The 26,254-nt window shown below is 73.1% G+C and carries 25 protein-coding genes; 7 read left to right on the top strand and 18 right to left on the bottom strand.

All coding sequences use genetic code 11. From position 1 onward, the window contains the following. Positions 1-38: 38 nt before the first annotated feature. Complete coding sequence (locus FDO65_RS14910; protein ID WP_166442202.1) at positions 39-626, top strand: MarR family winged helix-turn-helix transcriptional regulator; 588 nt, start codon at positions 39-41, stop codon at positions 624-626. Positions 627-662: 36 nt separating this feature from the next. Here the strand turns inward: FDO65_RS14910 and FDO65_RS14905 are convergent, their stop codons facing one another. The 10 genes from FDO65_RS14905 to FDO65_RS14860 form a co-directional block, all read right to left on the bottom strand. After that, positions 663-941, bottom strand: a complete 279-nt coding sequence (locus tag FDO65_RS14905; RefSeq protein ID WP_205850050.1) for a DUF3017 domain-containing protein — start codon at positions 939-941, stop codon at positions 663-665. 8 nt (positions 942-949) lie between these two features. Beyond that, the gene (locus tag FDO65_RS14900; RefSeq protein ID WP_240757628.1) at positions 950-1,834 is read right to left on the bottom strand and encodes a bifunctional methylenetetrahydrofolate dehydrogenase/methenyltetrahydrofolate cyclohydrolase; all 885 of its coding nucleotides are present in this window, start codon (positions 1,832-1,834) and stop codon (positions 950-952) included. A 56-nt stretch (positions 1,835-1,890) separates the two neighbouring features. Then, positions 1,891-2,526, bottom strand: coding sequence for a pentapeptide repeat-containing protein (locus tag FDO65_RS14895; protein ID WP_137450454.1), 636 nt, complete (start codon positions 2,524-2,526; stop codon positions 1,891-1,893). 11 nt (positions 2,527-2,537) lie between these two features. Further along, on the bottom strand, positions 2,538-4,160 hold the full coding sequence (gene purH, locus FDO65_RS14890; RefSeq protein ID WP_137450453.1) for a bifunctional phosphoribosylaminoimidazolecarboxamide formyltransferase/IMP cyclohydrolase: 1,623 nt from the start codon (positions 4,158-4,160) through the stop codon (positions 2,538-2,540). Further along, a complete protein-coding gene (gene purN / locus FDO65_RS14885) occupies positions 4,157-4,825 on the bottom strand; it encodes a phosphoribosylglycinamide formyltransferase (protein ID WP_240757627.1) in 669 nt (222 codons plus the stop codon). Before purN ends, purH begins: the two co-directional genes overlap by 4 nt. A 233-nt stretch (positions 4,826-5,058) precedes the next feature. After that, entirely contained in the window at positions 5,059-6,678 is a 1,620-nt protein-coding gene (locus FDO65_RS14880; protein ID WP_137450451.1) for a cell division protein PerM, read from the bottom strand. Positions 6,679-6,745: 67 nt separating this feature from the next. Next, positions 6,746-7,669 (bottom strand): DUF5336 domain-containing protein, encoded by a 924-nt coding sequence (locus FDO65_RS14875; RefSeq protein WP_137450450.1) that lies wholly within the window; start codon positions 7,667-7,669, stop codon positions 6,746-6,748. A 273-nt stretch (positions 7,670-7,942) separates the two neighbouring features. Beyond that, positions 7,943-8,824: a succinate--CoA ligase subunit alpha gene (gene sucD / locus FDO65_RS14870; protein ID WP_137450449.1), complete on the bottom strand. Its 882-nt coding sequence runs from the start codon at positions 8,822-8,824 to the stop codon at positions 7,943-7,945. Between the two features lie 5 nt (positions 8,825-8,829). Further along, positions 8,830-9,999: an ADP-forming succinate--CoA ligase subunit beta gene (gene sucC, locus FDO65_RS14865; protein WP_137450448.1), complete on the bottom strand. Its 1,170-nt coding sequence runs from the start codon at positions 9,997-9,999 to the stop codon at positions 8,830-8,832. A gap of 290 nt (positions 10,000-10,289) precedes the next feature. Next, complete coding sequence (locus FDO65_RS14860) at positions 10,290-12,236, bottom strand: hypothetical protein (protein WP_137450447.1); 1,947 nt, start codon at positions 12,234-12,236, stop codon at positions 10,290-10,292. A gap of 133 nt (positions 12,237-12,369) precedes the next feature. Here FDO65_RS14860 and FDO65_RS14855 point away from each other — a divergent pair, with 133 nt between their 5' ends. Together FDO65_RS14855 and FDO65_RS14850 are read left to right on the top strand one after the other, a co-directional pair. Next, positions 12,370-12,732, top strand: coding sequence for a hypothetical protein (locus FDO65_RS14855; protein ID WP_137450446.1), 363 nt, complete (start codon positions 12,370-12,372; stop codon positions 12,730-12,732). After that, positions 12,725-13,192 carry a hypothetical protein gene (locus FDO65_RS14850; RefSeq protein ID WP_137450445.1) on the top strand — a complete coding sequence of 156 codons (468 nt, stop codon included), beginning with the start codon at positions 12,725-12,727 and terminating at the stop codon, positions 13,190-13,192. The genes FDO65_RS14855 and FDO65_RS14850 overlap by 8 nt, the downstream gene beginning before the upstream one ends. Before the next feature lie 55 nt (positions 13,193-13,247). On the opposite strand, the gene FDO65_RS14845 is transcribed toward FDO65_RS14850, so the two are convergent. The 4 genes from FDO65_RS14845 to FDO65_RS14830 form a co-directional block, all read right to left on the bottom strand. Next, entirely contained in the window at positions 13,248-14,318 is a 1,071-nt protein-coding gene (locus FDO65_RS14845) for an iron-siderophore ABC transporter substrate-binding protein (RefSeq protein ID WP_205850049.1), read from the bottom strand. A 69-nt stretch (positions 14,319-14,387) separates the two neighbouring features. Beyond that, on the bottom strand, positions 14,388-14,963 hold the full coding sequence (locus tag FDO65_RS14840; RefSeq protein ID WP_240757626.1) for an ArsR/SmtB family transcription factor: 576 nt from the start codon (positions 14,961-14,963) through the stop codon (positions 14,388-14,390). A gap of 28 nt (positions 14,964-14,991) precedes the next feature. Beyond that, positions 14,992-16,149, bottom strand: coding sequence for a serine hydrolase (locus FDO65_RS14835; RefSeq protein ID WP_166442201.1), 1,158 nt, complete (start codon positions 16,147-16,149; stop codon positions 14,992-14,994). Positions 16,150-16,259: 110 nt separating this feature from the next. Continuing rightward, positions 16,260-16,823 carry a P-loop NTPase family protein gene (locus tag FDO65_RS14830; RefSeq protein ID WP_137450443.1) on the bottom strand — a complete coding sequence of 188 codons (564 nt, stop codon included), beginning with the start codon at positions 16,821-16,823 and terminating at the stop codon, positions 16,260-16,262. A 141-nt stretch (positions 16,824-16,964) separates the two neighbouring features. On the opposite strand from FDO65_RS14830, the gene FDO65_RS14825 reads away from it, so the two are divergent. After that, the gene (locus FDO65_RS14825) at positions 16,965-17,699 is read left to right on the top strand and encodes an AAA family ATPase (RefSeq protein WP_240757625.1); all 735 of its coding nucleotides are present in this window, start codon (positions 16,965-16,967) and stop codon (positions 17,697-17,699) included. A gap of 38 nt (positions 17,700-17,737) precedes the next feature. On the opposite strand, the gene FDO65_RS14820 is transcribed toward FDO65_RS14825, so the two are convergent. Both FDO65_RS14820 and FDO65_RS14815 read right to left on the bottom strand, forming a co-directional pair. Beyond that, positions 17,738-18,106: a bleomycin resistance protein gene (locus FDO65_RS14820; protein ID WP_137450442.1), complete on the bottom strand. Its 369-nt coding sequence runs from the start codon at positions 18,104-18,106 to the stop codon at positions 17,738-17,740. A gap of 43 nt (positions 18,107-18,149) precedes the next feature. Beyond that, complete coding sequence (locus tag FDO65_RS14815) at positions 18,150-20,867, bottom strand: UvrD-helicase domain-containing protein (RefSeq protein ID WP_137450441.1); 2,718 nt, start codon at positions 20,865-20,867, stop codon at positions 18,150-18,152. A gap of 463 nt (positions 20,868-21,330) precedes the next feature. Here FDO65_RS14815 and FDO65_RS14810 point away from each other — a divergent pair, with 463 nt between their 5' ends. Continuing rightward, a complete protein-coding gene (locus FDO65_RS14810) occupies positions 21,331-21,588 on the top strand; it encodes a chorismate mutase (protein ID WP_420847545.1) in 258 nt (85 codons plus the stop codon). A gap of 18 nt (positions 21,589-21,606) precedes the next feature. On the opposite strand, the gene FDO65_RS14805 is transcribed toward FDO65_RS14810, so the two are convergent. Further along, on the bottom strand, positions 21,607-21,894 hold the full coding sequence (locus FDO65_RS14805) for a helix-turn-helix domain-containing protein (RefSeq protein ID WP_137450439.1): 288 nt from the start codon (positions 21,892-21,894) through the stop codon (positions 21,607-21,609). A 59-nt stretch (positions 21,895-21,953) separates the two neighbouring features. On the opposite strand from FDO65_RS14805, the gene map reads away from it, so the two are divergent. Further along, on the top strand, positions 21,954-22,721 hold the full coding sequence (gene map / locus FDO65_RS14800; RefSeq protein ID WP_137450438.1) for a type I methionyl aminopeptidase: 768 nt from the start codon (positions 21,954-21,956) through the stop codon (positions 22,719-22,721). Between the two features lie 214 nt (positions 22,722-22,935). Continuing rightward, positions 22,936-24,447, top strand: a complete 1,512-nt coding sequence (locus FDO65_RS14795; RefSeq protein ID WP_137450437.1) for a Tat pathway signal sequence domain protein — start codon at positions 22,936-22,938, stop codon at positions 24,445-24,447. 60 nt (positions 24,448-24,507) lie between these two features. On the opposite strand, the gene FDO65_RS14790 is transcribed toward FDO65_RS14795, so the two are convergent. Beyond that, positions 24,508-26,181, bottom strand: coding sequence for a flavin-containing monooxygenase (locus FDO65_RS14790; RefSeq protein WP_137450436.1), 1,674 nt, complete (start codon positions 26,179-26,181; stop codon positions 24,508-24,510). Positions 26,182-26,254 lie beyond the last annotated feature (73 nt).

Below are 26,254 nucleotides of genomic sequence, written 5' to 3'. Positions count from 1 at the left end.
CCCTGCTGGTGGACGGCATCGAGAGCCAGGGAACGCCCATGACCGACAGCAGCACGCCCGCACCCGACGCCGACGGCGCGGTGACCTCCGCCACCGACAGCGTCCGCGCGGACGTCTGGCCCCGGATGGTCCGCGCCCACGCCCGCATCGTGGGCCGGTTGGCCCGCGATCTCGACGAGGCCGGCAAGGTGCCGCTGAGCACCTACGAGGTCCTGCTGCAGGTGGCCGACAGCGGTGGCCGACTGCGACTGAAGGACCTCGTCGATCGGGTCGTGCTGTCCCAGCCCGGACTCTCCCGCAAGGTGACCCGACTCAGCGAGCAGGGCCTCGTGCACCGCGAACCCGACCCCCGCGACGGCCGCGGCGTGCTGGTCAGCCTCACCGAGGAGGGGCACAGCGCCGTCCAGGCGGCCCGCGCACTCCACGACGCCGGCATCGCCCGGGAGTTCACCGCGCACCTCGGTGAGCAGGAAGCGCAGACCCTGCTGCGCGTCTTTGACCGCTTGGCCGACCCGAACTCCGCGCCGGGTCCGGATCGACTGGCCGATCCAGGCTCCGCGCCGGGTCCGGATCGCCTGGCCGACCCCGATACCGCAGCCGGTCGGGACGGACGCGCCGGGTCCTAGCCGGCGGCGCCGCCCACTGCCGCTGGGAGCGACGCGTTACTCCGGAACCGGCAGCGAGGCCACGGTGAGCAGCACCAGACCGAGCCCGCAGCCGTAGTAGAAGAGCACGTCGAACCGCCGCCCGCGCACGGCGAGCACCCCGGCCGACCGTTCGGACAGCACCCAGCGCAGGGTGCCGGCCACGCCCATCGCCAGGCCCAGGGTGAAGGCGCCGCGCCGCCAGTGGGCCAGCGAGATCAGCACCAAGGCGACCACCACCACCGCCAGCACCACGGCGATGGGAATGGCCCGCAATACCCGCCGGTCGACCGTCATGGCGGCGGTCAGGCCCGTTCGGCGGCGGCCACGACGTTGGCCAGCAGCATGGCCCGGGTCATCGGACCCACGCCACCGGGGTTCGGCGCCAGGAACCCGGCCACCCGGGCCACCCCCGGGTCGACGTCGCCGACGATCCGGCCGTCCACCCGGCTCACCCCCACGTCCAGCACCGCCGCGCCGGGCTTGACCATGTCGGCGGTGACGATCCCCGGCGACCCCGCGGCGGCCACCACGATGTCGGCCTGCCGGACCAGGCCGGCCAGGTCACGGGTGCCGGTGTGGCACAGCGTCACCGTCGAATTCTCGGTGCGCCGGGTCAGCAGCAGACCCATCGGGCGACCGACCGTCAGACCCCGGCCGATGACGACGGCGTGGGCGCCGTTCAGCGGCACGTCGTAGCGGCGGAGCAGTTCGATGATGCCGAGCGGCGTGCACGGCAGCGGTGCGGGATGCCCGAGGACCAGGGCCCCCAGGTTCTGCGGGTGCAGGCCGTCGACGTCCTTGACCGGGTCGACGCGGGACAGCAGGGCGTACTCGTCCAGGCCGGTGGGCTGCTGGATGAGGAACGCGGTGCAGGCCGGGTCGGCGTTCAGCTCGTCGACCACGGCCTCGACGTCCGCCTGGGTGCTGCCCGCCGGAAGTTCACGCTGGATGCTGGCGATGCCCAGCTGCGCGCAGTCGCGGTGCTTGGCCGCGACGTACCAGTGACTGGCCGGATCGTCGCCCACCAGGATGGTGCCGAGGCCGGGCACCACGCCCCGCTCGGCCAGCGCGGCCACCCGCTCGCGCAGCTCGGACTTGATGGCGGCCAGCGTGGCCTTGCCGTCCAGCACCGTCGCCCCGGCCGGTGCGGTGGTGGGCGCGGAGTCAGCGGCGGTCGTCCTGGTCACGACAGGCCATGATGCCACTGCCGACCCGCCGGTCCGTGCGTCCGCGCCCGGCCCGATCAGGCCGCGCCCTCCGGGTCGTCGCCATCCGTCAGCACCAGACCGTGCGCCGCCGCGAACCGCAGCGCCTGGTCGACGTCGATGCGCGCCCCCCGCAGCCGCGCCCCGATCCAGGCGTCCACGTCCAGCCGGGCCCCCCGCAGGTCCGCGCCGGCCAGCTCGGTACCGGCCAGCCGCGCCCCGGTCAGATCGGCCCCGGCCAGGTCGCACCCCCGCAGGTCGGCGCCGGTCAGGTTCGCCTCCCGCAACCGCAGGCCGGACAGGTCCGTCCCGGCCAGCCGGGCGCCGCCGAGCGACACCAACGTCAGGTCGGTGTCGCGGACGGTCAGCGGGATCAGCCGGCAGTCGGTGAACGCGGTGCCGACCAGCCGGCTGTCGGTGATCGTCGCGCCGTGCCAAGCCGACCGGTCGACCCGGCACGACAGCAGCGTGCACCCGCGCAGCTCGCTGCCGTAGAACTCGGTCCCGACGAACGTGCACCGCTCGAAGACGACCCGCCGCAGGCGGCTGCCGGCCAGGGTGGCGTCGCTGAAGTCACAGCCGACGAACCGCAGATCGGTCAGGTCCCGGTCCCGCAGGTCCACGTCGCGGAAGTCCTCGTCCCGGTACTCCGCGACCCCCTCGTCCAGCACCATCGGCCGCTCCGTCAGTGGTAGAAGTGCCGGGTCCCGGTCAGGTACAGGGACACCCCCGCGGCCTCGGCCGCCGCCACGACCTCGGCGTCCCGCACGGAACCACCCGGCTGCACGACGGCCCGCACCCCGGCCTGGAGCAGGATCTCCAGGCCGTCGGCGAACGGGAAGAACGCATCGGACGCGGCGACCGCCCCGGCCGCCCGCTCCCCCGCCCGCTCGACGGCGAGCCGCGCCGAGTCGACCCGGTTGACCTGGCCCATGCCGATCCCCACGCTCGCACCGTCGGTGGCCAGCAGGATCGCGTTGGACTTGACCGCCCGGCAGGCCCGCCAGGCGAACTCCAGATCGGCCAGGGTGGCCTCGTCGGCGGCCGCACCCGCGGCCAGCTGCCACGTCGAGGGCGAGTCCCCGTCGGCGTCGATCGCGTCGCGCTCCTGCACCAGCAGGCCGCCCGAGATCGCCCGGAACTCCAGCGGATCCGGGACCGAACCCTCCGGCATGACCAGCAGGCGGATGTTCTTCTTGCGGGTCAGGACGGCCACGGCCGCATCGTCGAACCCGGGAGCCAGCAGGACCTCGGTGAAGATCTCCGCGACCTGCTCGGCCATCGCCAGCGAGACCGGACGGTTGACGGCGATGACCCCGCCGAACGCGGAGACCGGGTCACACTCGTGGGCCTTGCGGTGGGCGGTGGCGACCGCGGCGGCCGGGTCGGCGTCCCCGCCGACGACCGTGGCGATGCCGCACGGGTTGGCGTGCTTGATGATCGCGACCGCCGGATCGGCGAAGTCGTTGGCCGCCCGCCAGGCCGCGTCCACGTCGACGTAGTTGTTGTAGCTCATCTCCTTGCCGTGCAGCTGGGTCGCCCCGGCCAGGCCCGGCCGCCAGTGCCGGTACAGCGCGGCCCGCTGGTGCGGGTTCTCGCCGTAGCGGAGCGCACCGGCCTTGGTCCAGGTGGCGCCGGTGAACTCCGGCCAACCATCCGACTCCGGATCGGACCGCCCGACCTGGCCGTACAGCCAGGACGCCACGGCGACGTCGTAGGCGGCGGTGTGCGCGTACGCGGCGGCGGCCAGCGCCGTCCGCTGGGCCAGCGTGAAGCCCCCGGCCCCGACCGCGGCGAGCACCTCGTCGTACCGGGCCGGGTCGACGACGATCGCGACGGACGGGTGGTTCTTGGCCGACGCCCGCACCATCGCCGGCCCGCCGATGTCGATCTGCTCGACGCTCTCGTCGAAACCGGCGCCGGAGGCGATGGTCTCGCGGAACGGGTACAGGTTGATGACGACCAGCTCGAACGGCTCGATCCCGAGGTCGGCGATCTGCTGCAGGTGCTCGGGGCGCCGGGTGTCGGCCAACAGGCCGCCGTGCACCGCCGGGTGCAGCGTCTTGACCCGGCCGTCCAGGCACTCGGCGAACCCGGTGACGTCCTCCACCGGGGTCACCGGGATACCGGCGTCGGCGATCGCCCGTGCGGACCCGCCGGTGGACACCAGAGCGACGCCGGCCTCGTGCAGTGCGGTGGCCAGCTCGATCAGGCCCGTCTTGTCGGACACCGACAGCAGGGCCCGCCGGATGGGCCGACGACCGCTGGCCGCCTCGTCCGCCGGGGCGGGGGTGGTGCTCTCGCTCATCCGAGCCGTACCTTTCGTCCGTCCACGCGGTAGGGCGCCGCGGTCAACGACCGCACCACGTCCACCAGCAGGGTTCGTTCCGTCACCTTGATGCGTTCGTGCAGGGTCTCGACCGTGTCGTCGTCCAGTACCGGGACCGCCCGCTGGGCGACGATCGGGCCGGCGTCCACCCCGGTGTCGACCAGGAACGCCGTGCAACCCGTCAGCTTGACGCCGTGTTCGAGGGCGTCGGCCGGGGCGTGCATCCCCGGGAACGACGGCAGCAACGACGGGTGGGCGTTGAGCACCCGGTGGTCGAAGGCGTCGAGGAACCGGGGCCCGACCAGTTTCATGAACCCGGCCAGCACCACCAGGTCGGCCCCGAACTCCGCGCACCGGCGGGCCAGGGCGGCGTCCCAGGACGCGCGGTCGGAGTGGTCGCGCACCCGTTCGGTGAACGTCGGCACCCCGTGCTCGACGGCCCGTTCCAGGGCCCGGCAGGCCGCCAGGTCGGATCCGACGGCGACCACCTCGTAGGGGCGCGGAGCCGGGTCGTCGAGCAGCGCCTGCAGCAGGGTGCCGGACCCGGAGGCCAGGACCACCACGCGACGCGGGTGTGCTGTCGGTCCGGACGTGGATGCGGGGGTGGACACCGCCGTCCCGGCGGACGGGTGCACTGCTGACACTGCGCTCCTCGGCTGCTGCGGCCGGGCCATACCTCGACGCGCCCGCGTCGACGGCCCGGCCGGGCGATCCGGCCGTGGGTCCCGATCCCACGGCGGGTCCAAGGCTAGTCGGCCATGTCAGGACGACCGCGCGCGGGCCGATCAGGCCAGTCGGGCAGGGATCTCAGGACGACCGCGCGCGGGCCGATCAGGCCAGTCGGGCAGGCATGTCAGGACGACCGCGCGCGGGCCGATCAGCCCCGGTCGGCCGGGGGTGTGGCGTCGCTCGCCGGCGGGGTCGTCGGCCGGTCGTCCGCGTCGTCCGTGTCGTCCGTGTCGATCTCGTCCGTGTGCGCATCGTCCGTGTCGGCCTCGGCGGACGCGTCAGCGTCATCGATCCCGGCGGCGTCGCCCGCGACGTCGGCCGACTCGTCGTCGTCCGTGGTGTTCTCGTCCATGGTGTCGTCGGTCGGGTCACCGTCGACCGTCGCCTCGTCGGCGCTCGCGACTTCGTCGTCCGGCACGGCCTCCTGGTCGTCGTCTGCGATCTCGGTCCCGGCGACAGCCGGCCCGGCCCCCGCGGCGGCCGATCGCGAGGCGGCCGAAGCAGGACGCCGGGTGGTCCGGGGACGGCGCTGGGCCGGCCGGCTGGACACCCGGCCCAGCCGCCACGGCACCGTGCGCACGGCCGTGAGGGCGGCGACGGCCCCGCCGACCAACGCGAAGCCGACCGCGACCACAGCGGCCGCGACCGGGGCCGACGAGCCGATGTCCGCCCAGCGTCCGGCGCCGACCCCGCCACCGGCGGCGAACACGGCCAGCCCCACGACGACCGCGCTCATCACGGCGGCGGTCACCGCGGCCAGCACGCGGTCCTGCCGGGTCGGCAGACCCCCGCGGACCACGGTCCAGCCGAGCAGACCGGCGGCGATCACCGGGACGGCCAGCGCGGCCAGGGCTGCAGACGGGCCCGGCGCGGTGGGCAGGGCAGCCAGCAACGGCAGGCCGGGCAGTTCGGCGGGGGTGGCCCCCCACGGCAGGTACGAACCGGGCCCGACGTGCACGCCGGCCCCCAGGCTGTACCCCAGGGTGGCCAGCACGGCGTTCGGGAGGTAGACGACGCTGAGCAGCGCGAGACCGGCGCCGTCCAGACCGTCGGGGGCGATGGCCGACCCGACCGTGAGGGCGGACGAGAAGTGCAGGCCCAGGGAGACGGCGAACAGGGCGGCCGCGCCGCCGAACAGCGCGACGGACCCCACCGTTGTGGCGCGGACGGCGACCGTCACCCACTGCGGAACGATGGCCCGCCACCAGGCCCGGCAGGCCGAGTCCCGCCCCAGGGTGCCCACGGCGAAACCCAGTACGCCGACGACGAACGGGCCCACGCCGGGGGCGACGACGCCCTCGTCACCGAAACCGCGGGTGAGGACCAGGACGAGCAGGCCGTAGACCCCGCCGCCGACCAGGGTGACCATCGCCTCCTGAGCCCGACCGGTCGGTCGGAACCGGCCGCGCCGGGCGGTCGAGGCGAGCAGCACACCCAGTAGCAGGGTCAGCAGCAGCGGCGACAACCGGAACGCGACGCCGCCGATGCTGATGGGGAGCAGGTTGGCCGCGGCGAGCGCCGCGAACCCGGCGTGCAGGGCGGCCGTGGCGTCGTCTCCGGACTGGGGGGTGATCGCCCAGATCACGACGGCCAGGCTGATCGTGGCGACGATCCCCGTGACGGCGACCACCGCCCCGCGGACCGCCGCTGCGGCGGCCACCCAGGTACCGGCCGGGAACGCGTTCCACAGGTCGGCCCACTCCATGGGGCGCTTGCGGTCGGGTGGGTCGACGGCGGTCGGCCGCTCCTCGACCAGCTGTCGGCTCATCCGACCATTTCACCCCAGGACCGCGGGGCCGTCGGGGAAGCACGCCGACCGGCGGCGGCCACGGCCGTCAGCGCCGGGGGCCGCCGGGGAACTGGACGGGGCCGCTCCCGGCGGGCGGGGCGGGGGGCGGCGCCGCCCCCGGCGCCCAGGGTGACGACCCGGAGGTGACCGGCCCGCCCGGGAACGGGTGCGAGCCGCTGTCCGCAGGGCGCTGCGCCGCCGACGACCACCGGCCGGCGGCGGTCCGGTCCGAAGGCTGCTGAGGACCGCTGCCCATGACGTGCGCGGCGATGGCGACGACGGCCTGGATGGTGCCGACGATGAAGAGCAGGAGCGCGCCGGCGCCGTTGCCGCGTCCGTTGCCCAGGAGTTGTTCGAAGCCGTTCGGAATGCCCAGGCCGATGACCGCGCCGATCGCACCGGCCACCGACACGGCCGCGGCGGCGAACCGGAGGTCCGCTCCCCCCGGCATCAGGGCCCCGGCAGCGAGGAGCCCCCCGATGAGCAGCAGCAACGGCACCCAACCCGGACCGACGGCGTAGACGGACACACTGGCGGCCGCGTTGCGGGTGGCCTCGGGGAGCGAGACCTCGGGCAGGAACCCGGCCATCAGGTTGACGATCCCCAGCAGGGCCACGACGGCGGTCAGCGCCCGGGGAACACCGGTGCCACCGGTCCCGTCGGCCCGCGAGTCCGGCACCCCTGGCCCGTCGGTGCTGACGCCGTAGGCGACCGCCCCGGGCGGGACGAAGCCGGCCGGACCGAACGGCGGGGGCGCCGGAGGCGGACCGAACGGCGGCGCGGTCGTGGGGGCGGGCCCGACGGGTGGCGGACCCCCTCCGGGTCGAACGGCCGGATCCCCGGACCGCGGGACAACCGGCACCGGCCCGGTGTCCCGGCCGTCGTCGTCCCAGCCGGCGTCGCCCGCCGCCGGCAGGTGGTCACCGGACCGCTCGGCTCCGGTCGACTGCTCGGGTGCAGGCTGGTTCATCCTCGGTGCTCCCCCTCGCCAGGCCGCTCGCGCCCGGTCGGTCTGCGGCGGACCGTCCTGGGGCGGCCCGAACGGACCCGATCGACGCTACCCGCGCCCTCGACCCTTCCCCGGGACGTCGTCACCGTCGATCGCGGCCCGTCGGGGTCGGCGCTCCGGCGGGAAAAGAACGCTCAGCGACGCTCGTCCGCCGCAACCACGGCCGCAGAACGCGTCGAGCCCGGGCGGACCGGAAGGGTCCACCCGGGCTCGACGAAGGGTCTCGCCGATGAGCTAAGCGATGACCTCGCGCAGCAGACGCGCGGTCTCCGACGGCGTCTTGCCGACCTTGACGCCGACGGCCTCGAGCGCGTCCTTCTTGGCCTGCGCGGTGCCGGCCGAACCGGAGACGATGGCGCCGGCGTGACCCATGGTCTTGCCCTCGGGGGCGGTGAACCCGGCGACGTAGCCGACGACCGGCTTGGTGACGTGCTCGGCGATGTAGGCCGCGGCCCGCTCCTCGGCGTCGCCGCCGATCTCGCCGATCATCACGATGGCCTCGGTCTCCGGGTCGGCCTCGAACGCGGCGATGGCGTCGATGTGGGTGGTGCCGATGATCGGGTCACCGCCGATGCCGATGGCCGTCGAGAACCCGAGATCGCGCAGCTCGTACATCATCTGGTAGGTCAGCGTGCCCGACTTCGACACCAGGCCGATCTTGCCGGGGCCGGTGATGTCGGCCGGGATGATGCCGGCGTTGGACTTGCCGGGCGAGATGATGCCGGGGCAGTTCGGCCCGATGATCCGGGTCTTGTTGCCGGTGGCGACGGCGTGCGCCCAGGCCTTGGCCGAGTCGTGCACCGGCACGCCCTCGGTGATGACGACGGCCAGCGGGATCTCGGCGTCGATCGCCTCGATGATGGCGTCCTTGGTGAACGCCGGCGGGACGAACAGCACGCTGACGTCCGCGCCGGTCTCCTTCATCGCCTCGGCGACGGTGCCGAACACCGGCAGGGTGGTGCCGTCGATCTCGACGGTGGTGCCGGCCTTACGGGCGTTGACGCCGCCGACGATCTGGGTGCCCGAGGCAAGCATGCGGCGGGTGTGCTTCATGCCCTCGGAGCCGGTCATGCCCTGGACGATGACCTTGGACGATTCGGTCAGGAAGATGGCCATCGGTTTCAGACTCCTGCGTGCGCGAGCTCGGCGGCCTTGTCGGCGCCGGCGTCCATCGTGTCGGACTGGGTGACGAGCGGGTGGGCGGCCTCGTTGAGGATGCGACGGCCCTCCTCGACGTTGTTGCCGTCGAGGCGGACGACGAGCGGCTTGGTGGCCGCGTCGCCGAGGATCTCGAGGGCCTTGACGATGCCGTTGGCAACGGCGTCACAGGCGGTGATGCCGCCGAAGACGTTGACGAACACGGAGCGGACGTCCGGGTCGGACAGGATGATGTCCAGCCCGTTGGCCATCACCTCGGCGCTGGCGCCGCCGCCGATGTCCAGGAAGTTGGCCGGGGTGACCCCGCCGTGCTGCTCACCGGCGTAGGCGACGACGTCCAGGGTGGACATGACCAGGCCCGCGCCGTTGCCGATGATGCCGACCTGGCCGTCCAGCTTGACGTAGTTCAGACCCTTCTCCTTGGCCCGGACCTCGAGCGGGTTCTCGGCCTCGGCGTCGGCCAGCGCGGCGTGGTCCGGGTGGCGGAAGGCGGCGTTCTCGTCGAGCGAGACCTTGCCGTCGAGGGCGATGACTTCACCCTCGGGGGTGCGGACGAGCGGGTTGACCTCGACGAGGGTGGCGTCCTCGGCCTCGAAGGTCTCCCACAGCTTGATGAGGATCTGGATGACCTGGTCGCGGACCTCGGCCGGGAACTTGCCGGCGTCGGCGATCTCCTCGGCCTTGCGCAGGTCGACCCCGGTCAGGGCGTCGACCGGGATCTTGGCGAGCGCGTCGGGGCGCTCCTCGGCCAGCTGCTCGATCTCCATGCCGCCCTCGTGGGTGGCCATGGCCAGGAACGTGCGGTTCGCCCGGTCCAGCAGGAACGAGACGTAGTACTCCTCGGCGATGTCGGACGCCGGGGCGATGAGGATCTGCCGGGTGATGTGGCCCTTGATGTCCAGGCCGAGGATGTTGCCGGCGTTCTCCCGGACCTTGTCGATGGTCGGCGAGAACTTGACGCCGCCGGCCTTGCCGCGGCCGCCGATCTTCACCTGGGACTTGACCATGACCGGCAGCCCGAATTCTTCGGCGGCGGCCGCGGCATCGTCCACGGAACGGACGACACGACCCGCCGGAGCGGGGACGCCGTGCTCACGGAACATGTCCTTGGCTTGGTACTCGTACAGATCCACGTGGTCTCCCTGGCGGGGCCGCCGCCGGGATGGCGGTCGGCTCCTCGGATCGGACGGCACCGCAGCGCCGGCCATTCGAACAATCGGGCGGATCACCGCTCCGGCGTCGCTCGGCTGACCACCTCGGGCGCCCACGGACCGGTGACCTCATGGACCCTAGTCACCTCGTCCGACGTGCAGACCCGGTCCTCCCCCACCGGGACCGTGGCTCTGGCCACATTCATCCGGGGTTTCCCGCCCCGGACCGGCGCAGATGTCCTGTTCGCCGCACCTGGGTACGAGTCGGTCGGTCAGGCGGGCAGCCGGGCGCGGTCCGTTCGCGGGCGGATGCGCTTGGCCTGGGCGCCGAAGACCGGTGCGGACGCGATGAGCGCCACGACGAGCGCGCCGATCAGCCAGAGCCCGGCGCCCCAGGTGAACCCGACCTGGCCGCGGATCGCCGCGGGCACCAGCAGGGGCTGAACGGCCGCGGCCGCGGCCGCCAGGGGTGCGGCGATGGCGACGTCGGTCCGCAGGGTGCGGGCCGCGGCGGCGACCGCGATGAGGACCGCGATGGCCACGGCCCAGTGTCCCCAGGTCTGGACGTCGTAGCCGGACAGCAGCGTGCTCGACGCCCCGGTGCCCAGGGTGCTCCAGACCGGCAGGCTCAGGGCGACGAGTGTGAGGACGGCGAGGCCGATGGCCGCCCCGGTCCGGACCGGACGACTCTCGGCCACCGAGACGTCGTCGTGGATCTGGGTCACGGCGTCGGCCAACCGGCGAGCGGCGACGGCCCCGAGGACGGCCGCGGCGAGGGCGGCCAGCACCGCCGACCAGGCCAGCCAGAACCCGGTGCCGTCGGTCCAGGTCGGCACGGCCATGGCCCGCCCGTTGTCGACCGGGCGGGCGGCGCTGAACAGCACGGCCTCGCGGACGGCCAGGGCCTGGGTCGACGCCAGCAGCGGCCCGGCCCAGACGACCCCGGCCGCGACCAGCCCGGCCCGGCGGGTCGGCGCGGCCAGCGTAAGGACCCCGGCGAGGAGCAGCGGCACCGAGGCGACCACGAAGGGGGCGGCGAGCGGGGCGACCACCTCGGCGGTCGCGCCGACGGGTTCCGCCCCGTCGAGGAGTAGGAACGGGGCGACTGCCGCCCCGAGGCATGCCGCGCCGCCGACGAGGGCCAGCACCCCACTCAGCAGCGTGAACCGCGACCCGTCGTCGGACGGTCCGGTGGCGGCCATCGGCCGTTCGGCCGCGTGGCCGCTGTCGGCGTCTTCGTCCCGCGGGGCCAGCAGGCCGGCCACGCCGAGCAGCACCGCGCCGGCCAGGCCCCACCAGATGGACCCGGCCAGGCCCGGAGGCCGGTCATCGCTCCAGGCGATGACCACGACCAGGGCCACCAGGAAGGGCACGGCGGCCGCCAGGGCCGACCCCACCAGCAGCGGGACGGCCAGCGAACGGCGGGTGGCCCCGGCGACCAGGACGAGGCCCGCGGCGACGATGACGGCGAGGCCGAGTCCGAGCACCCCGAGCAGGGTGGTCCCGGGTGGGAGCGCCCGGAGGTCCAGGAACCCGCCCACATATCCCGGATCGAGCGCCCCGACGGCGACGAGTACCACCCCGAGCAACCCGACCAGCACCACCGGCAGGGACCAGCGGGTTCGCCCGGAAGTCGCGGGCCCGGTTTCGGGGGCGTCCTCGGCCGCGCCCGGGTCGCCGAACAGCGATGACGCGGTCGGCCGATCCGGCAGGAGTCGGGGGGCGACGGCCCGGGTGGCCAGCACCGCGGCGGCGATCGCGAGCACGTCGGCCACCAGCAGCACCCCCACCCCGGACGCCGAGCCGAACGGCTGCGAACGGGCGGAGGTCTCGGCGAACAACTCGGGACGCACGACGGCCCCCGGATCGCCGAGCAGCGACAGGTCGTTCAGCAGCCGGGCCAGGCCCCACCAGCCGGCGGCGGCCGCGAGGGCCAGCCCGGCGGTCGGCCGGCGGGCCCCGAGGACGAGGGCGGCCAGGCCCGGGAGGGCGGCGACGAACGCGGCCACCGGCACCCCACCCCGGGGTCCGCCGTCGGCGGCGGCGACCACCCCGACGAGGGCGGCGACCCCGACGAGCAGACCCGCGACGAACAGCAACACCCCGGGCAGTAGGTCGGAAGGCGTCGCCGCGGTCGGGCGCTCCGGTCCGGTCGGCCGCGGCGTCCGACGTGGCGGCGGGCCGGCGGCTCGGGAGGTGGGGGTGGGGGGTACTGACACGCCGCCGACGGTAGCAACGCCCCACCCGGCCGTCGGGAGTTCCGCCCGTTCGGTGCTCGCGGGCCGGTGGTCGATCCGGCTCCCCCGACGCGGATCGTCCGGCCGGGCCGCGCCGCCCGTTTAGCGTGGTGCCGTGATCTCCTGGCTCGGGTACGGCGTGCTGACCGCCGGTCTGGTTCTCGCCGCGTGGACGGGGTGGCAGGCCTACCGTCGCCGCCCGACGACCGAGGCGCAGATGTGGGGCGCCATCGTCGTGGAGGCCGGCTTGCTGGTGCAGACGGTGATCGCCCTCGTCCGGCTGGCCGGTGGGGCCAGCGTCACCGAGCCGGTGACGTTCATCGCGTACTCGGTGGGCATCCTGGCCCCGCTCGCGCTGGGGTTCTATCTCGCCCGGCTGGAGCGGACCCGGTGGGGGTCGATCGCCCTGTGCTTCACTGCGGTGGTGGTCGCCGTGATGACGTTGCGTTTGCTGCAGCTCTGGCAGGGCCATGTCTGAGCCGCTCCGCGACCCGGCGCCGGATGCGGTCGACCGGACCGAGCTGGAGGGCCCGCCGACGGGCCCTCGCCGGGTGCTGATCGCCCTCTACGCGGTGTTCGCGCTGGCGGCGACGGCCCGCGGGATCGTGCAGATCACCACCCAGTTCGACGCGGCCCCGCTGGCGTACGCGTTGTCCCTGTTCTCCGGGGTCGTCTACGTCGCCGCGACCGTCGGTCTGGTCACCGACCGGAGCTGGTCCCGTCCGTTGGCCTGGGCCGCGGTCGGCACCGAGATGGCCGGGGTGCTGGTCGTCGGGCTGCTGTCGATCTTCGACGGCGCCGCCTTCCCCCGTGACACGGTCTGGTCGCGCTTCGGCAGTGGCTACGGGTACGTCCCGGTGATCCTGCCGGTCATCGGCCTGATGTACCTCTGGCAGACCCGGCGTTCGCCGGACGGGCCGCCCCACCCCGCGGGCTGAGCCGATCGTGGAGCGTCGTGCCCGCGTGGCGAGCACGACGCTCCAGGCTCGGTGATCAGACGGCGTCGGGGACGGTGGCGGGGTCGCCGTCGGCCGCGGCGGCCAGTCGGGGCACGGCCACATCCAGTGCGTACGGCAGGCTCAGCGGGCTCGAGAAACCGAGGGCTCCGGCGAAGTCACCCGTGAACGGGCCGAAGTAGACGACCCGGTTCTCCGTCACGGCGGGCAGGTTCTGCACCAGCGGGTCGGCGGTGAACTCGGCCTGGGCGGCGCCGAGGACGGCGACCACGTCGGCGTTCAGGTCGGCCGTGTTCTCGGCGGCGATCTGCCCGGTGACGGAGGGCGCACTGAAGCCGAGGTCGGTGAAGAACCGCATCCGCGGATCCGTCGGCTCGAGGACGTAGTAGCCGCTGTCCAGGAGCAGCACCAGGGCGAGGGTCTTCCCGGCGAACTCGGGATGGGCCGTCTTCGCGTCGGTGAACCGCTGTTCGACGGAAGCGGCGAGCTCCTGGGCCTGCGCGGACTTGTCCAGGGCGGTGCCGACAGCGGCCAGTTCCTGCTGCCAGCTGACCGCTCCCGCCGGGGCCAGGTCGCCGACGGTGGGGGCGATCGCCGACAGCTGGTCGTAGATGTTCTGGTCGAGGAACGCATAGGGGCCGAGGATCAGGTCGGGATCGGCCGCCGCGATCTGCTCCAGGTTGAGTTGCTGTTCGCCCACGGTGGGGATGGTCGCTCCGCCGAGGGCCTCCTGCGCCCACGGTCGCCGGGCGAAGTCGTTGCCGATGAACTCCCGGGTGCCGACCGGGACGACCCCGAGCGCGAGGGCGAAGTCCTGCTCGTTGAAGCCGACGGTGACCACACGCTGGGGCTGGGTGGCGATGGTGGTCGACCCGAAGATGTGGTCGATAGTGACGGGGTAGCCGGCGGTGACGGCGGCCGATGCACTCCCGGAGACGGCCGCAGAGGTAGCCGACGGGGAAGTGCTGACGGTGGACGCCGTGGTGGTGGACCCGGCCGAGCCGGTGGACGACGAGCAGGCGGTCAGTCCAGCGACCAGGGCCAGGGCGGCGGCGGGGACGAGCAGGGCGGGCCGCCGGGACGGCCGATGAGACAACAGAAGCGACACGGGCACACTCCAGGCATCAGGGGGTTAGGCAAGGCTACCCTGAATAGCGGAGCGGAAGTCAGGAGGGGGTCAACCCTGGAACGGCGGCGCCGCGGTACCCAGATGACCAGCGACGTCGGCCGCGGCCAGCAGCAGGGTCAGCGCGGGGACGACGGCGGTCGCCGGCACCCGGTAGCTGCCCCGCCCGTCGGCTTCCACCAGCCCGCAACCGGTCAGGGTGCGCAGGTGGTGGTAGAGCTGCCCGGTCGACGAACTGCCGACGGCCTGCTGCAGATCGGTCACCCCCGCCGGCCCGCGCAGCAGCCGCCGCACCATGGCGGCCCGGGCCGGGTGGCCGAGCCCGGCCAGGACAGCGGTGCCGCTGGTCTCGGGCAGCTGCAGGATCGCCTCGGTCGCCAGCTCGATCGACCAGGCGACGCGCCCGTGCAGGGTGACGTCACCGCGATAGGAGACCGCACCCCCGGCCGGCGGGTCCCCGGCGGTCGGGTCGGCCCCCTCCAGGGCAGTCGTCGGCCCCGACGGTCGGGCCGCCTCCAGGGCCGTGACCCGCACCTCCAGTGCGGCCAGCCGCTCCGCCGTCCGGGGGCCGGGATCGACCGGGTCCGGCGAGGTTTCCGCCGCCCGCTGCCCGTCGCTGTCCGCCATGGCTGCACTATCCCGCACCGCCCGACGGTCACCGGGCGGACGACCCGCAGCGCAACGCGGCCAGCGTGTCGGGGTTCTGCAGGGCGTCGAGCAACAGTTCCTGGTGGGCGAAGGACCCCACCGCCGTCGACCAGTCCTGCGCGTCCATCCCCCGCACCATCAGCGCGGCGCGGCCGACTGTGCCGTCGTCCCGCCGCAGGACGAACACCTCGGTGAGGACGCCGGGCAGTGATCCACCCTTGGCACCCAACCCCACCGCCCCGTCCGGGACGGGCGGCCACTCCAGGTGGGTCCGGGCCAGCCGGGCCCCGGTCCGGCCCGGGTCGTCGGCCGCGGCAACCAGATCGGCCGCGACGGCGGACAGGGTGTCGACCGAGGCGGTAGGCGTCCCGTCGGCCCAGGTCAGCTGAGTCCCGATGGGCGGCACGGGAAGCGCCTGCACCCGTCGCCGTTCGGCCTCGTCGGTCGCGTAGCGCTGGGCGGCCGCCAGGTCGGCGGCGCCGTCGGCCGATGTGCCGGAGGAGTCCAGCAGGGCGATCTGGGCGCCGAGGAACGACGGCAGCTCCACGACCGGTGCGCTGCCGGACGGCAGCTCACCGCCGACCGACTCGACGACCGACTGCAACGTGGCATCGCCCAGGCGGTCGCGGAGCAGGTCGGCGGCGGCGTTGTCACTGAACCGGATCATCGCGTGGGCCAGGTCGTCGAGGGTGACCGGAGTGCTCGGGTCGGCGGCCGCGAGACCGCGGCCGTCCAGGGCGACGCCGAGCTCGGCCAGCGCGGCCGGGTGGGCGCCGCCGTCCAGGCCGGGCAGATACCACCGTTCCCACTCGCCCACCGTGATCAGCTGCTCGGGGTCGATGGTCCCGGCGTCGACGGCCCTAGCGTAGGCGGCGAGATGGACGATCTTGGCGGCCGAGGCGGCCGGCTGGGCGTCCCCGCCCCGGTGGCGCAGCCCGTTCCCACGACCGTCGTCGATCGTCACGGCGACCTGGTCGGGATGCGCGGCCAGATATCCGGTCCACCCGGCGGCCGTCGCGGTGTCGACCACGCCCGGGGCCGGGCAGGACAAGGTCGAACTCTCCACCGACTCCGCCGCCGCACTGGAGACCGTGGCGTCGGGCGCGGTCACGGATCCCCCGGAACAGGCCGTCAGCAGGACCCCGCCGAGTACGAGTGCCCCCACCCGGGGGCTCCACCGTCTGCTGCGCTGCCGCTCCGCCATTGGCCACCTCCGCCTCGGACCTCCGTGAATCCGATATTACGGAAATTCGACGCGACCGCCACCGGACGGATTCACCGCACGTCCGCCAGGACATCGAGCCACCGATTCACCTCGGCCCGCGAGCGAAGGACGACCACCGGCAGGTCCGGGCGGGCCGTGCGGATCTGGGTCAGCCGTTCGGCGCTGCGGCCGTGGGTCCGCCACGCCCAGCGGACGATGTGGTCCGGATCGGTGAAGAACGTGCGCAGCGCCGGTTCCCGGTTGCCGTTCCACAGTTCGACCCGGCCGACGGACCGCCGGACCGTCCGGCGGACCACCCGGCTCATCACCAGCGCTCGGGGCAGATCGAGGTGGACCGCCAGGTCGCAACGGGCCAGCAGCAGCGGGCGGACGGCCTGGTACTGCCATTCCGACACCCATCGCGGCGCGGCGGCGATGGCCCGCACATCGGCGACGAAGTCGGCGCGGGGGATCCAGCCCGGCCCGTGGTGCAGGCTGTCGAGCTCGGTGTACGGCAGGTCGAGGACGCGGGCGATCGCCGTACAGAGGGTCGTCTTGCCGGACCCGCTGCTGCCACTGACCAGCACCCGGGACGGCAGCGCGGGCAACGGGTCGTCGGCGGTGAGCGTCGGCACGGCCAGCACCGTAGCCCGGCCCGGCGCGCACCGGTCAGGTGGAACCGAGCCGCGGCCAGCGCCGACCGGTCGGTGGGCCGTGTCAGGCTGACCCGGCGGGGTCGGCCGAGGGCCCGCCGGTGACGATCTGGAGGGCCGACAGTGACCACACAGCCCGGGATCCGACGGCCCGTGCGGCGGGTGTCCGGTGAACGCGGGAGGCCGCTGGATCCGCACGTCTGGCCGGGCACCCTGCCGGCGGCCCGGCAACTGGTGGACGAGGGGCTAGACCTGGGGCCGTTGACGGTGCTGGTGGGCGAGAACGGCGCCGGCAAGTCGACGGTCGTCGAGGCCATCGCGATGGCCTACGGGTTGTCCCCGGAGGGCGGCTCGATCGGTGCGCGGTTGACCAGCCGGGCGTCCGAGTCACCGCTGCACGAGTCGCTGTCCCTGGTGCGCAATCCCGGCGCCGCCCGCTGGGGCTTCTTCCTGCGGGCCGAGACCATGCACGGCTTCTACTCGTACCTGGAAGCCAACCCAGGGAAGTCGATGGAGCCGGCGTTCCACGAGATGTCACACGGCGAGTCCTTTCTCGCGGTCCTGGCGCACCGCTTCGACTCGCCCGGGTTCTACGTCCTGGACGAACCGGAGGCGGCGCTGTCGTTCTCCAGCAGCCTGGCCCTGGTCGGGCTGCTGGCCGAGATCGCGGTCAGCGAACGCACGCAGGCCATCGTCTCGACCCACTCCCCCATCGTCGCCGCCACCCCGGGGGCCGACATTTACGAGGTGGGCGACTGGGGCCTGCGACGGGTGGCCTGGGAGGACCTGGAGCTGGTGCAGCACTGGCGGCGCTTCCTGGACGGACCGGGCGCCTACCTGCGTCACCTACGGGACTGATCCGTCACCGGGTCGGTGGCCGACGCTTCGGGCGGATTCTAGGAGTCGGGCCGTTCGATGAGGTTGATCTGCGTGCCGTCCGGGTCAATCAGGAAGCCGACCCGGCCGCCCCAGCTCTCGATCCGCGGCGGATGGAGTCGGGGGAATCCGCGATCGGCCACCGGCACCCCGGCGGTCCGGATCGCGTTCCACAACCCGTCGAGATCGGCGACCCGCAGGCAGCACTGGAAATGGCTGGTGGCCGGGTCGAGGTCCGGGTGGGCGAAGAACTCCAGGTGCAACGGTCCCCGTTGCAGGATCAGCCAGCCGTCGGCGTCGTAGGTGCACGTGAAACCCCACCCGCCGTAGAACGCCCGGGTGGCCGCGAGATCACGCGACGGCAGCGCCGGTACCGCACGATCGGCCATCCCGACCCTCCTGTTCGCCGCGCCCTCCGGGGCCGGGCCCGGCTCAGAGTTTGGTCATCGGCACGCCGCCGATGAGCATGAGGCGCACCTTGCCCGCCGTTCCGAAGTCGATGGTCGCCGTCGTCCGCGGGCCGACCCCGTCGACGACGAGAACCGTTCCCAGCCCGTACTTGTCGTGCGAGACGCGGTCACCGGGCGCCAGCGACAGCGCCGGCTTGGATCCGAGCCCGGCCCCGCGGGCCCGGGACGGGGAGTCCGCGCCGAACCGGCGGGCGCTGACCGGCGCCGATCGGCCGGTCCAGCCCTCCTCGGCCGACTCGCCGAAGGTCCGCGAGCCGTAGGGGGACTCGAAGCGGCGGGAGCCGAAGGAACCGCGCCCGCGCGGGTAGCCCATGTCGCTCTCGAACGAGCTGTCGCCGATGAAGCCGCCGGCGCGGGCGTCGTCCTCGGAGCGGCGCCAGTCGACGAGTTCACCGGGGATGTCGCTGAGGAAGCGGGACGCCGGGTTGGCCGCCGGCTGTCCCCACGCCGACCGCATCATGGCCCGGGTGATGTAGAGCCGGCGCTGCGCGCGGGTGATGCCGACGTAGGCCAGCCGGCGTTCCTCGGTCAGCTCGAAATCGTCGGCCAGCGAACGCATGTGGGGGAAGACGCCGTCCTCCCAGGCGGTGAGGAAGACGACCGGGAATTCCAGTCCCTTGGCCGTGTGCAGGGTCATCATCGTGACGACCCCCTCACCGGACTCGGGTAGTGAGTCGGCATCGGCGACCAGCGACAGCTGTTCCAGCACGGCGATCAGCAGCTCACCGGCGTCCGGCGGGACGTCCTCGTCGGCCGCCGGCTCCGCGGTCTCGTCGATCACGCCGTCGGACCCCTCCCGCCCGGCGTCGGCCACCACGGGATCGACGTCGTCACCGGACGCCGGTTCCCGCGTGCCCGGCGGAACCGCCGGCGCCCCCAGAGATGTCCCGGCCAGCAGGTTCTCGGTGTTCTCCCGGAGCACCGTGACCAGCTGTTCGAGGTTCTCCAGGCGGGACCCGTCCTGCGGATCGTCGGAGTTCTCCAGCTCCGCGCGGTACCCGGTGCGATCGAGCACCGCGGTGAGCAGGTCGGCCGGTTCCATGCCGAAGCCGACCTCGGCGCGCAGCCCGGTCAGCAGGTCGGCGAAGGACTGCAGCGAGTTGGCCGACCGGGTGACCAACCCGGGGATGTCTTTGATGCGGGTGAGGGCCTCACCGAAACCGATGCGTTCCCGTTCGGCGAACACCGCGACGGTGGCCTCGGCCCGGTCGCCGATTCCCCGGCGCGGGGTGTTCAGGATGCGGCGCAGGTTGATCTCGTCGTCCGGGTTGGCGATGGCCCGCAGGTAGGCCAGCGCGTCCTTGACCTCCTTGCGCTCGTAGAAGCGCACTCCACCGACGATCCGGTAGGGCAGGCCCGTGCGGACGAAAACGTCCTCCAGGGCCCGCGACCCGGAGTTGGTCCGGTAGAACACGGCCACGTCACCGAAGGTGGCGTCGCCGTTGTCGACCAGGGCGTCGATCTCCTTGGCGACGAACTGGGCCTCGTCGTGCTCGTTGTCGCCGACGTACCCGGTGATCTTGTCGCCGGCCCCGGTGGACGTCCACAGATTCTTGGCCCGCCGCTCGGGGTTGCGGGCGATGACGGAGTTGGCCGCGGACAGGATCGTCTGGGTGGAGCGGTAGTTCTGCTCCAACATGATCGTCCGCGCATCGGGGTAGTCGCGCTCGAACTCGACGATGTTGCGGATGGTGGCGCCGCGAAAGGCGTAGATGGACTGGTCGGCATCACCGACCACCACGAGCTCGGCGGGCGGCACGGGCGCGCCGGACGCCGGGCGGACCAGCTCACCGTCCGCGGTGCGGACCTCCCGTTCGTCGACGGTGCCGCCGACCAGCGCCTTCACCAGCATGTACTGGGCGTGGTTGGTGTCCTGGTACTCGTCGACCATGACGTGCCGAAACCGCCGCCGGTAGTGCTCGGCGACGGCCGGGTACGTCTGCAGCAGGTGCACCGTCTGCATGATCAGGTCGTCGAAGTCGAAGGCGGCCGCCGCCTTGAGACGGGCGGTGTACTCGCGGTACACGTCGGCGACGATGCGCTCCTGCTCGCCGTCGGCCTTGTCGGCCGCCTCGTCCGGGCCGACGAGCTCGTTCTTCAGGTTGGAGATGGCGTTGGCCAGCTGCTTGGCCGGGAAGCGCTTGGTGTCGAGGTTGAGCCCGCCCGCCACCAGCTGCACGAGCCGCTGCGAGTCCGCGGCGTCATAGATGGTGAACGTCGTCTTCATCCCGAGGGTCGACGCTTCGGCGCGCAGGATCCGCACGCACATGGAGTGGAACGTCGACACCCACATCGAGTAGGCCCGCCGGCCGACCAGGTCGATGACCCGTTCCTTCATCTCCCGGGCGGCCTTGTTGGTGAAGGTGATGGCCAGGATCTCCCCCGGCTGCGCGCCCCCGTCGGCCAGCAGGTGGGCGATCCGCCGGGTCAGCACCCGGGTCTTGCCGGAGCCCGCGCCGGCCACGACCAGCAGCGGACCGCCGCGGTGCTCCACGGCCGCCTTCTGCTGGGGGTTCAGGCCCTCCAGAAGCGAGTCGGTCCGCTGGCGGGTGCGCTGGGCCCGTTGGGCCGCGATCTCGGCGAGGTTGGCCGCGGCCCGGCCGAGGGCGGAACCGGCGGCCGGGCGCGGCTCCAGGCCGGCGGCGGGAGCGGCGGGGGGAAGGTCGAACAGGCTTTCCATGTCGGCGTTCACGCTACCCGCGGGCACCGACAGCCCGGCCCGGCGCGGCCGGGCGCGGCCGGCCCACCGTCCCGTCCGCCACGTACCTATGGCCCCCGACCGGGCTAAAGGGTGGGCAGTTCGCGGGTTCTGTGGTCTACTGCCAGGGTGATCAGCCAACTTTCTGCTCGGGTGCCGCACGGCGCACGACCAGAGTTTTTCTACGGGTACCGGATTTCGGTGCCCGTCAGCGGCTGACAGCCCGCCCCGACGACGCCCCGAGGTCCACCGACCCGGGGCGTTTTGTATGCCTGGGCTCGGCGGGTCAGGGCAGAACAAGGACAACGTTGTGACCACCACCCTCAGCTCGACCGCCACCGGAGAGACCGCTCCCGTGCCTACCGCCGACACCCCCGCCGACCGCGACGCCACTGGCAGCCCGGTCGCCAGCTCCCCCACCGAGCCGCAGCTCGAGGACGTTCCGGTGCCCGCCGACCAGGCCGGCATCGACGTCCTGCGGACCGAGATCGACAGCCTGGACGCCGAGATCCTGCGCCTGATCAAGCGGCGCAACGCCGTCTCCCACGCCATCGGCGCCGCCCGCCGCACGCTGGGCGGGCCGCGCATCGTCTACAGCCGAGAGATGGCCATCCTGGAGCGCTTCCGCGACCTCGGCCCGGCCGGCGCCGACCTCGGCATGCTGCTGCTGTCGATGGGCCGCGGACGGCTCGGCCGCAAGTAACCGGCGCTCGATCGCGGGTCAGGCGGTCCGGCGCTGCTCGTCGGCCCCGTCCTGCTCGGCCGCGGTCGGCACGTCGAGATCGAGCAGCCGCTCGATCGGCAGGTCCAGCGCCCGGGCCAGCGCGACCACGGTGAAGAAGGCCGGGGTCGGGATCCGACCGGACTCGATCTTGCGCAGGGTGTCGACCGGTACTCCGGACGCGGCGGCCACCTCGGTGGCCGGCCGGTCACCCCGAGCGTCCCGCAGGGTCTCGCCCAGCCGGATCCCGCGAGCCCGTTCGGCTTCGGTCAGCATCGGTCGCACCATGCCTGTGATAGTAATCCCTGGATAGTTATCCTGGGATTGTTATCCGAGGAGGCGTGGTCATGATCCATCTCAAGACACCCGGCGAGATCCAGGCGATGCGGGCGGCCGGCCTGGTGGTCGCCGACATCCTGGCCACCGTGTCGGCGGCGGCAAAACCGGGGGTGCGGACCCGGGATCTGGACGGGATCGCCCGCGACGTGTTGCGTCGGCACGGCGCCCGTTCCCCGTTCCTGGGGTACCGGCCGTCGTTCGCCGACAGCCCCTTCCCCGGGGTGATCTGCACGTCGGTCAACGACGCCGTGCTGCACGGCATCCCCAGCCGCGAACGCCTGCGCCCGGGCGATCTGCTGTCGGTCGACTGCGGCGCCCTGCTGGACGGCTGGGCGGCCGACGCCGCGGTCACGGTCGCGGTCGGCGCGCCGTCCCCGGCCGACGCCGCCCTGGCCGACACCACGGCTGCCGCGCTGCGGGCCGGGATCGCGGCCGCCGTCCCCGGCGGCCGCCTGGGCGACATCTCCGCCGCCATCGGCATGGTGGGCCGGGCCGGCGGGTACGGCATCAACACCGACTACGGCGGCCACGGGGTCGGCCACGAGATGCACGAGCTGCCGTCCGTGCCGAACGAGGGCCGCCCCGCGCGGGGCCTGCGCCTCCCGGTGGGGCTGGTCATCGCCATCGAACCCTGGTTCCTGGGCGGCGGGTCCGACGCCTACCGGGTCGATCCCGACGGTTGGACGCTGCGCACCGCCGACGGCAGCCGAGGCGCCCACGTCGAGCACACCGTGGCCGTCACCGCCGACGGCCCGCTGGTGCTGACGGCCGCCTGATCCGCGCCCTGATCGACGCCGACTTGTCATACCCGCACCTTCCCGGCTCGTCCGGACATGCGGGTATGACAAGTCGGCCGTCCCCCGAGGCCGTCACCATCGGTGACCGCAGCTCACGCGGCTGGCGGCTGCGCGGACGCCCGCCGTGTGGGAGCGTTCCCATCACCCGTCCACCGACGGGTGCCGACCGCCTCGACGACAACGGAGTCCACCCGTGGCCGATCTGCCCGATCCCCTGTCCCGTCCCGCGCCCGTGGCGGAGCCGCACCGGCTGACCCGCCGGGCCGTGCTGGGTGGCCTGTCCGCCGGCGCCGCCCTGACCGCGGCGGGCGTCCTCTGGCCCGGCATGGCCGGCGCCGCCTCCTCCGGTCCGGACGCCACTCCGGACGCCGGGAGCGCCGCCGCCGACCTGCAGTCCGAGGCCGGCGCGCAGGCCCGCTCGGCCGCCTGCGACCGCGATGCCGTCCGGCGGGGCCTGGGCTTCCTGCAGACCATGACGGACGCGTACCCGGCGTCGAACCCCGGTCCGCGGCTGGCCCAGAGCTACGCCGACGAATTGGGGCTGTTCTCCTCCGCGTTCGTCTACGACAACGCCCTGGCCATCTGCGCCGCGCTGGCCGCCGGCCCGTCCGGCCTGTCGCTGGCCCGCACCCTCGGTGACGGCCTGGTGTTCGCGGCGGCCAACGACCCGGACTACTCCGACGGTCGGCTCCGGCAGGCCTACAACGTCGGCCCCTACACGTTCTACGACGGCAACCGCTCGCCGGCCGGGTTCGTGCGAGCCGACGGCAAGGCGAACGTCGGCTGGCAGTTCGGCTTCCTCGGCACCGCGGTCGGCGACATGGCCTGGGCCGGCATCGCTCTCGCCCAGCTGTACCGGCGCACGAAGGCTCCGGCCTATCTCGCGACAGCGCTGCGGATCGGCCGCTGGATCACCCGGACCACCCTGAATCCCGGTGCGCTCGGCGGGTTCTCGATCGGCGTCGACGGCGGCAACGTGTCCAAGCCGAACGTGTCCACCGAGCACAACATCGACTGCGTCGCCCTGTTCGGCATGCTGCGCACCCTCACCGGCGACGCCGCCTGGACGGCTGCCCAGCGGCGGGCCCGCGGCTTCGTCGACAAGATGTGGAACGCGACCGACGGTTTCTTCTGGACCGGCTCCAACGACGGTACGACGATCAACCAGAGCCCACGGCCGCTCGACCCGCAGACCTGGAGCTGGCTGGCCCTGCGGGACCGGCGCTACGCGCGGGCGCTGGACTGGGCCGGCCGGGAGCTAGCGGTCACCGACAACGGGACCGGGCCGAATTCCGAGGTCCTGGAGGGGGTCTCGGTGTCCGGGGTGACGTTCAGCGACACCAGCAGGACGTCGACCGCCCAGTACAACGGGCGTCCGGTCGAGCAGTCCGGCGTCTGGTTGGAGGGCACCGCCCAGCAGGCCACGTCACTGGCCGACCGGGGCGGCGGCGCCGATCGGCGGGCCGCCGACGCCCTGCTCGCCCAGGTGCGGACGGCGCAGGACCGGCTCGGTTTCGGCACCGCGCCCGGCACCCCGCAGCACGTCGGCGGCGCCGACCTGCCGGCCGGCGGCGGCGTGGTCGCGGCGACGAGCCTCATCGACACCGGTTTCAACTTCGGGTATTTCCGGGTGCAGCACGTCGGCGCGACCAGCTGGTACGTGATGGCCGCCCGGCGGGTGAACCCGCTGCGACTCGGACTGTAGGGGCCGGCCGGTGACACCGGCGGGTGGGGCACACCCCCGACGGAGCGTGCCCCACCCGGCTCACACGCCCACGGCGTCCCTGGCCGCGGCCTGCCGGACGGCGAACGACGGGTATCCCGCGTCGGCCTCCTCCGTGCACAGCCGCCGGTACTGGCCGACGCCGCCGATGTAGGACAGCAGTCGGCGTGGCTTGCCGGGCACGTTCGACCCCATGTACCAGGACGAGGTCTTCTGGACCAGGGTCGCCCCGGCGATCTCTTCGTGGTGGTCGATCCAGGCCTGTTCGCCGGCGACGGTCGCTTCGACCACCGCGCCGCCGGCCAGCCCGACCGTCCGGATCAGCCGGGTGATCCATTCGGTCTGCTGCTGCAGACAGGTGGTCATGTTGCAGAGGGCGGCCGACGGGGCCAGCGGCGCACCGGTGGTGAACAGGTTCGGGTAGCCCTCCACCATCATCCCCATGGTGGTGCGGATGTCGCGGGACCAGTCCTCGGCCAGCTTGCGGCCGTCCCGTCCGGTGATGTCGATCCGCGTCAGCGATCCGGTGCCGGCGTCGAAACCCACGGCGAGGATGACGATGTCGACCTCATGGACGGTGCCGTCCGCGAGTTCGACGCCCTCGGGCACGATCCGGGCGATGGGGTTGTCGCGGACGCCGACCAGGTCGACGTTGTCGCGGTGGTAGATCTCCAGGTAGCCGCGCTCCAGGGGCACGCGGTGGGTGCCGAACCCGTAGTCGGTGGGCACCAGGATGTCGATGAGCCGCTGGTCCTTCAGGCGGGCGCGCATCTTCTCGCGGACGAACTCGGAGATGGTCTCGCTGACCTCGGCGTCGAAGAACTGTTCGCCGAAGCCGGCGAGCCAGAGCTTGAGCGACCCGTCCTGGTAGATCTCCTCCAGGATCTCCTCGCGCTGCTGCGGGGTGCAGTCGGCCCAGGCGTGCTCGAAGTCGTACTCGAACCCGGTGAACGTGTGCGGGATGGTCGCCTTCAGCTCGGCGAAACGGCTCTTGTACCAGTCGTGTTCGGCCTCGCCGTAGAGCGGGCTCTTCATCGGCAGTACGTACTGCGGGGTCCGCGCGAAGACGGTGAGGTGCTCGACCTGGTCGGCGATGGTCTGGATCACCTGGATGCCGGTCGCCCCGACCCCGACGACGGCGACCCGCTTGCCGGCCAGATCGACGCCCTCGCGGGGCCAGCGGGAGGTGTGGAAGATCTGGCCGCGGAACGTCTCCTGGCCCGGGAAGACCTTGTCCAACGGGGCGGACAGCATGCCCGTGCAGGAGATGAAATAGCGGGTGTCGATCTGCTCGCCGGTGTCGGTGCGCACCGTCCAGCGTTCCCGGTCGGCATCCCAGTCGGCGCTGACGATGCGGGTGCCGAACTGGATGTCCTTGCGCAGGTCCAGCTGGTCGGTGACGTAGTGCAGCCACCGCTCGATCTCGGGCTGGCCGGGGAACTTCTCCGACCAGCTCCAGCCCTTGTAGAGCTCCTCGGAGAACAGGTACTGGTAGATGTACGCCTCGGAGTCGAAACGCGCACCGGGGTAACGATTCCAGTACCAGGTCCCGCCGACGTCGGTGGCCATGTCGTAGGCGCGGACCGTCAGGCCGAGTTCCCGGAGTTGGTGGAGCTGGTAGAGGCCGGCGACGCCGGCTCCCATCACGAGCGCGTCGAGCACGGTGACGGTGGGGTCGGTCGACGCCGAGACTCCGGTGTCCGTCAGGGTTGTCATCGCTGGCACCTCTCTGTGCGGTGGATCACAAGGAGGTTCACGATGCAGGTGTCCGGCGTGTCGCCCATGTCCC

This window comes from Nakamurella flava (genome assembly GCF_005298075.1).
Lineage (GTDB): Bacteria > Actinomycetota > Actinomycetes > Mycobacteriales > Nakamurellaceae > Nakamurella > Nakamurella flava.
This window is presented reverse-complemented; position numbering and strand designations above follow the sequence as displayed.